The 6,136-nt window shown below is 69.4% G+C and carries 7 protein-coding genes; 5 read left to right on the forward strand and 2 right to left on the reverse strand.

The window, feature by feature from the left end:
• The first annotated feature begins 9 nt into the window (after nucleotides 1–9).
• The 3 genes from P3W85_RS22720 to P3W85_RS22730 all read left to right on the forward strand — a co-directional run bounded on the left by P3W85_RS22720 (nucleotide 10) and on the right by P3W85_RS22730 (nucleotide 3,182).
• The gene (locus P3W85_RS22720; RefSeq protein WP_017231323.1) at nucleotides 10–1,035 is read left to right on the forward strand and encodes a complex I NDUFA9 subunit family protein; all 1,026 of its coding nucleotides are present in this window, start codon (nucleotides 10–12) and stop codon (nucleotides 1,033–1,035) included.
• Nucleotides 1,036–1,248: 213 nt separating this feature from the next.
• Nucleotides 1,249–1,938 carry a glutathione S-transferase family protein gene (locus tag P3W85_RS22725; RefSeq protein ID WP_017231324.1) on the forward strand — a complete coding sequence of 230 codons (690 nt, stop codon included), beginning with the start codon at nucleotides 1,249–1,251 and terminating at the stop codon, nucleotides 1,936–1,938.
• An 8-nt stretch (nucleotides 1,939–1,946) separates the two neighbouring features.
• Nucleotides 1,947–3,182 (forward strand): multifunctional CCA addition/repair protein, encoded by a 1,236-nt coding sequence (locus P3W85_RS22730; RefSeq protein ID WP_276266443.1) that lies wholly within the window; start codon nucleotides 1,947–1,949, stop codon nucleotides 3,180–3,182.
• A gap of 212 nt (nucleotides 3,183–3,394) precedes the next feature.
• Here the strand turns inward: P3W85_RS22730 and P3W85_RS22735 are convergent, their stop codons facing one another.
• Together P3W85_RS22735 and P3W85_RS22740 are read right to left on the reverse strand one after the other, a co-directional pair.
• Entirely contained in the window at nucleotides 3,395–3,589 is a 195-nt protein-coding gene (locus P3W85_RS22735) for a DUF2905 domain-containing protein (RefSeq protein WP_017224937.1), read from the reverse strand.
• 35 nt (nucleotides 3,590–3,624) lie between these two features.
• Nucleotides 3,625–4,830 carry a class I SAM-dependent methyltransferase gene (locus P3W85_RS22740; RefSeq protein WP_276266444.1) on the reverse strand — a complete coding sequence of 402 codons (1,206 nt, stop codon included), beginning with the start codon at nucleotides 4,828–4,830 and terminating at the stop codon, nucleotides 3,625–3,627.
• 15 nt (nucleotides 4,831–4,845) lie between these two features.
• Here P3W85_RS22740 and P3W85_RS22745 point away from each other — a divergent pair, with 15 nt between their 5' ends.
• Together P3W85_RS22745 and P3W85_RS22750 are read left to right on the forward strand one after the other, a co-directional pair.
• Nucleotides 4,846–5,679 carry an SDR family oxidoreductase gene (locus tag P3W85_RS22745; RefSeq protein ID WP_276266445.1) on the forward strand — a complete coding sequence of 278 codons (834 nt, stop codon included), beginning with the start codon at nucleotides 4,846–4,848 and terminating at the stop codon, nucleotides 5,677–5,679.
• A 58-nt stretch (nucleotides 5,680–5,737) separates the two neighbouring features.
• Nucleotides 5,738–6,136: dihydroneopterin aldolase (locus P3W85_RS22750; protein ID WP_035810337.1), on the forward strand; the 399-nt coding region annotated here is incomplete at its 3' end.

Raw genomic sequence — 6,136 nt, forward strand, 5'->3', positions numbered from 1 at the left:
GAGAAATCCATGCAGACCAGCAATGTTCTAGTGATCGGCGGGGCCGGCTTTGTCGGCAGCCACCTGGTGGCCCGGCTGGCGGGCGTTGCCACCGCGTCGAACACGCCGCTCGAGCCCGGCACCGTCGTCGAGCCGCCGCTCGACCCCGAGCGCATCGTCGTTGCCACCCGCGATGCCGAGCATGCGCAGCACCTGCTGCTGCTGCCACGGGTCGAGGTGATCGAGCTGGACGTGAAAGACGAGACCGCGCTGGATGCAGCCGTCGGCACGCTCGGCACCGACGGCATCGTGGTCAACCTGGTGGGCATCCTCCATGGCGAGCGCGCCGAACCCTACGGCGCCGCCTTTGCCGCGGCCCATGTGGACCTGCCACGGCGCATCGTCGAAGCCTGCCTGCGCACCGGCGTGCGCAGGCTGTTGCACATGAGCGCGCTGGGCGCCGGCAGCGCCGGCCCTTCGATGTACCTGCGCAGCAAGGGCGACGGCGAGCGCATCGTGCGCGAGAGCGGCCTGGACTGGACCATGTTCCGGCCGTCCGTGATCTTCGGCCCCGACGATCATTTCCTCAACCTGTTCGCCAATATGCAGCAACTGGCCCCGGTGGTGCCGCTGGCCTGCGCGCAGGCGAAGTTCCAGCCGGTCTATGTGCAGGATGTGGCGCAGGCCTTCGTCAACGCCATGGCCACCATGGCGACCATCGGCCGCGCCTACGACCTGGCGGGGCCGCAGGTCTACACGCTGGAGGAACTGGTGCGCTTCGCCGGCCGCGCCAGCGGTAACCCGCGCCCGGTCCTGCACCTGCCGGACGCCCTGGCGCGCGTGCAGGCGGCCATGCTGGAGCATATGCCCGGCGGCCCGGTGATGTCGCGCGACAACCTCGACTCCATGCAGCTCGACAACGTCATGACGGGGCCGATCGCGCCGGAGCTGGGCCTGGCCCAGCCGGTGGGGCTCGAAGTCGTGATGACCGACGTGCTGGCGGGCCGCGGCCATGAAAGCCGCATGCAGGGACTACGGCGCAGCATCTATCGCTGAGCGGCAGGCGGCGCAGGGGAGGGCTGGCGGGGCGTCCGGCCGCTGCCCGCGCCATGTGACCTGGATTCACATCGCTGCGAGCGCAATTCGCTTGGAGGGGGCTGGGACCGCTCGCTACAATGATCCGTTCGCCGGCGTGCGGTCCAGCCCGCTTTTTCGCGGACGGCTTGCCCTGGCCTCTCTCCTCCCTACGTCTCCTGCAAGGATCTCGCGATGAAGCTCGTCATCGGCAACAAGAATTACTCGTCCTGGTCGCTGCGCCCCTGGCTGCTGATGCAGCATGCCGGCATTGCGTTCGAAGAGATCAAAGTGCGCCTGTTCACGGCCGGGTTCGATGAAGCGATCGCGCGTTACTCGCCAGCGGGCAAGGTGCCGGTGCTGGTCGATGGCGACGTGACGGTGTGGGATACGCTGTCAATCGCCGAATACCTGGCCGAGCGTTTCCCGGAGAAGCAGTTGTGGCCGGCCGATCGCGCCGAACGGGCGCTCGCGCGCTCCATCTGCGCCGAGATGCATGCGGGTTTCGGCAACCTGCGCAGCCAGTTGCCGATGAACGTCACCGCGGTGCTGCCGGGCCGCGGCTGGAACGTGGCGGTGCAGCGCGACGTCGACCGCATTGCCGCGATCTGGTCCGGCCTGCGCGCGCGCCATGCCGGCGCCGGCCCCTTCCTGTTCGGCGCTTTCACCATCGCCGATGCCTATTTCGCGCCGGTGGTCAGCCGGTTTGCCACCTACGGCATCCACTTGCCCGAGGCGGCCAAGCGCTACGCGGACTTTATCCTGGCGCTGCCGGCCATGCAGGCATGGATTGCCGATGCGCGCGAAGAGCGGGATTTCCTCGCCTCCGACGAACCCTACCGGCTGGCCCCCGATCGTGCCGACGCGATCGTGATCCACCATTGAGCGAGCCCATGCAGGTATATGCCGTAGGCGGTGCCATCCGCGACGCCCTGCTGGGCAAGCCCAGCCAGGACCGCGACTACGTGGTGGTGGGCGCCACCCCGGCGGCGATGGAAGCCGCCGGCTACAAGCCGGTGGGCAAGGATTTCCCGGTCTTCCTCCATCCACGCACCAAGGAGGAATACGCGCTGGCCCGCACCGAGCGCAAGACCGCGGCCGGCTACAAGGGCTTCGCCTTCTACTGCGCGCCGGACGTGACGCTGGAAGACGACCTGGTGCGCCGCGACCTCACCATCAACGCCATGGCGCAGGCGGTGGGCGAGGACGGCACGCTGAGCGGCCCCGTGATCGATCCCTATGGCGGACAGAGGGACCTGGCCGCACGGCTGTTCCGGCATGTGTCGGACGCCTTTGCCGAAGACCCCGTGCGGATCCTGCGCGTGGCGCGCTTTGCCGCGCGCTTCGTCGATTTCACCGTGGCGCCCGAGACCCTCGTGCTGATGCGCCGCATGGTGGCGGCGGGCGAGGTTGATGCGCTGGTGGCCGAGCGCGTCTGGCAGGAACTCGCGCGCGGCCTGATGGAGGCGCGGCCCTCGCGCATGTTCGAGGTGCTGCGCGAATGCGGCGCGCTGGCGCGCCTGCTGCCGGAACTGGACAGGCTGTGGGGCGTGCCGCAGCGCGCCGAATACCATCCCGAGGTGGATGCCGGAGTGCATGTGATGATGGTGGTCGATACGGCTGCCGCCATGGGTGCCTCGCTGGCGGTGCGCTTCGCCGCGCTGATGCACGACCTGGGCAAGGGCACCACGCCGGCCGACGTGCTGCCGCGGCATATCGGGCACGAGGAGCGCAGCGTGGACTTGCTCGAGGCGGTGTGCAAGCGCCTGCGCGTGCCCACCGATTGCCGCGACCTGGCGCTGGTGGTGGCGCGCGAGCACGGCAATATCCACCGCTCGGCGGAGTTCGGCGCGGCGGCCCTGACGCGTTTGCTGGAGCGCTGCGATGCGCTGCGCAAGCCGGCGCGCTTTGCCGAAGCGCTGCAGGCGTGCGAGGCCGATGCGCGCGGGCGGCTTGGCTTCGAGGGCCGCGATTATCCGCAGGCGCAGCGGTTGCTGCAGGCGCTGGAGGCGGCTTCGTCGGTGGATGCCGGCGCGGTGGCGCTGGCGTGCGCGGGCAATGTCAGCCTGATCAAGGGCCGCGTGCATGCGGCGCGGGTGGCGGCGGTGGAGGCGCGGCTGGAGGCGTAGGGGGCTTGCCGTGCCGGAAAAAAACGGCGGCTGCGCTTGCCGTGGCGCCTGGCCAAGCCACCCCTCTCCTCCCGAGGGGAAGGGGAGTCGACGCCATCGTCATGCAGGCGTTTTTGGCGCATCCTGTCCGCTTCGGCAAATGCCGCCGGTTTGCTAGAGGGCGGGCGCACGCAGGAGCGATATCCGTCCCGTCGCCGCAGCATGCCCGGCCGCTACAGCAGCTTCCCGATCACCAGCGCCACCATGGACAGCAGGATCGTCGACGCAAACGGCAGCATGAAATCCCGCCCGAACAGCCGGAACCGTAGGTCTCCCGGCAAGCGCCCAAGCCCCAGCTTCTGCAGCCATGGCAACGCCGCCGACAGCACGATGACGGCCAGGAAGATGGTGAAAGTCCAGCGCAGCATGGTGCGTGCCTGAAGGGTGGGGTGGGATGCGCGGACTATAGCGCGTGGCTGCGGTCGCCGCGTGCGAATCCTGCCAGGGGCAGGGCCGCATCGAGGCCGCGGGTCAGCGCGATGACCTTGAACAGTTCGCCCATCTCGGCTTCCGACAGCAGCTTCTGCACCGCATTGGCCGCGGGCAGGAAGCTGCGCGTGTCATTGGGGTCCAGCGCCATCAGCAGCTCGGTGATGCCGGCATTCATCAGGAAACGCGCCTGCGAGGCGAAGCCGGCCACGGTCAGCCCGGCATCGGCGGCGGCATGGGCGATGCCGCTGAAGTTGACGTGGGCGGTAATGTCCTGCAGGCCGGGATAGAGGAAGGGGTCCGGGTGGGCGTGATGGCGGTAGTGGCACATCAGCGTGCCGCCGACGCGCTGCGGATGGTAGTACTCGGCGGCGGGGAAACCGTAGTCGATAAGGAACGCCGCGCCGCGCGCGAGCATCGACCCCACCGCCCGCATGAAGCCCTCCGCCTCGGCGTGCGTCTCGGTGACGATGTCGTGGTCGCCGGCCACGGCATGCAGCGCCTCGGGCAGGGCGCCGGCCGCCAGCGGGCGGTCGGCGAAAGCGAAGGCGGGTGCCGTCTCGCCGGCCCCGGCATCGGCTTCCTGCCGGATCACGCCGCGCTCCAGCCAGCGGCCATGGCTGCGGGCGAACAGACGCACAGGCATGGCGTCGAGCACTTCGTTGCCGACGACGATCCCTTCGAAATGCCCGGGCAAGGTATCCAGCCAGCTCACGCGCGGCGCCAGGTGCGGCGCGCGGGCAGCGAGGGTGGCCTGCTGGCGCGCGCGCAGCTCGCCGGAGAGTTCGACGATGGCGTAGCGCTCGGGCAACTGGCCCTCCTGCTCCAGCGCCAGCAGCAGGTCGGCCGCCAGCCGGCCGGTGCCCGCGCCGAATTCCAGCACCTGGCCCAGCCCCTGCGCCAGCAGCGGCGCGAACTGGCGCGCCAGGGTGCGGGCGAAGAAGGGGCTGAGTTCGGGGGCGGTGATGAAGTCGCTGCCGTCGCGCGCATCGCGGCCGAACTTGGCGGCGCCGCCGCTGTAGTAGCCCAGGCCGGGCGCATATAGCGCAAGCGCCATATAGCGGTCGAAACCGAGCCAGCCACCGGCTTCGTCGATGGCCTGGCCGATGTGCGCGCAGAGCGCTGCGGACGCCGACAGTGCGTCGGCGGGGGGAAGGGGTAAACTAGCGCCTTTGTGCATACCGCGATTGTAGCAATGCCTGCCTCCGAATCCCCCGACTCCGCATCGCCTGCCGGCGCTCCCGCCGACGCAGCCTCCGCCACGGCCGCCCCCGCGCGCGGCGTTGCCCTCGTGACCGGTGCCGCCCGCCGGCTCGGGCGCGTGATCGCGCTGGAGCTGGCTGCCCGCGGCTGGGACGTGGCGGTGCACTGCCACCGTTCGCTGTCCGAGGCCGAGGCGCTGGCCGGACAGATCCGCGCCGGCGGCCGGCGTGCCGCGGTGCTGCAGGCTGACCTCGCCGACGAAGCCGCCACCGCGAAGCTGATCGCCGCCTGCGGCGAGGCGCTGGGCGTGCCGACCTGCCTGGTCAACAATGCCTCGCTGTTCCAGTACGACGTGGCCACCAGTTTTTCCTATGCCTCGCTCGACACCCATATGCGTACCAACGTGGCCGCGCCGCTGTTGCTGGCGCGCGAGCTGCACCGGGCGCTGTCGGATGCCCAGCGCGGCGTGGTGATCAACCTGCTCGACCAGAAGCTGGACAACCTGAACCCGGATTTCCTGTCCTACACACTGTCCAAGGCGGCGCTGCAGACCGCCACCGTGCAACTGGCCCAGGCCCTGGCGCCGAAACTGCGCGTGGTGGGCGTGGCGCCCGGCATCACCATGGTCTCGGGCGACCAGTCCAGTCCCGGCTTCCGGCGCGCCCACCGCATGACGCCGCTGGGGCAGTCGTCCACCCCCGAGGACATCGCGCAGGCCGTGGCCTACCTGGCCGAAGCACGCGCGGTGACCGGCACCACCCTTTACGTCGATGGCGGCCAGCACCTGATGCCGCTGGCGCGCGACGTGATGTTCCTCACCGAATGACGTATCCGGCGCGTGCGGCCAGGCCGCGCGCGCTTACTTTTTCTTTCTCCCTCCCATCATGACCATGCTCGCCGCCCTCTCTCACCCCAGCCTGCAGGACTGCCGCCGCATGTTCCTGCGCAACTACGAAGTGCAGATCAATATCGGCGTGCACGAATTCGAGAAAAAAGGCGAACAGCGCGTGCTGGTCAATATCGACCTGTTCGTGCCGCTGGCCCAGAGCACGCCGCAGGAAGACAAGCTGCAGGAAGTGGTGGACTACGACTTCATGCGCAGCACGGTGGCCGAGCGCATGGCGCAAGGCCACGTGCACCTGCAGGAAACCCTGTGCGACGACGTGGCGCGCGCCATGCTCAAGCACCCCAAGGTGCGCGCCGTGCGCGTCTCGACCGAAAAGCCGGATGTCTACCCGGACTGCGATTCGGTCGGCGTGGAAGTCTTCCACATCAAGAGCGAA

Source organism: Cupriavidus basilensis, assembly GCF_029335485.1.
GTDB lineage: Bacteria > Pseudomonadota > Gammaproteobacteria > Burkholderiales > Burkholderiaceae > Cupriavidus > Cupriavidus basilensis_E.

Coding starts and splice junctions, on each gene's coding strand:
- P3W85_RS22720 (WP_017231323.1), top strand. CDS start 10: ATGCAGACCAGCAATGTTCTAGTGATCGGCGGGGCCGGCTTTGTCGGC.
- P3W85_RS22725 (WP_017231324.1), top strand. CDS start 1,249: ATGAAGCTCGTCATCGGCAACAAGAATTACTCGTCCTGGTCGCTGCGC.
- P3W85_RS22730 (WP_276266443.1), top strand. CDS start 1,947: ATGCAGGTATATGCCGTAGGCGGTGCCATCCGCGACGCCCTGCTGGGC.
- P3W85_RS22735 (WP_017224937.1), bottom strand. CDS start 3,589: ATGCTGCGCTGGACTTTCACCATCTTCCTGGCCGTCATCGTGCTGTCG.
- P3W85_RS22740 (WP_276266444.1), bottom strand. CDS start 4,830: ATGCACAAAGGCGCTAGTTTACCCCTTCCCCCCGCCGACGCACTGTCG.
- P3W85_RS22745 (WP_276266445.1), top strand. CDS start 4,846: ATGCCTGCCTCCGAATCCCCCGACTCCGCATCGCCTGCCGGCGCTCCC.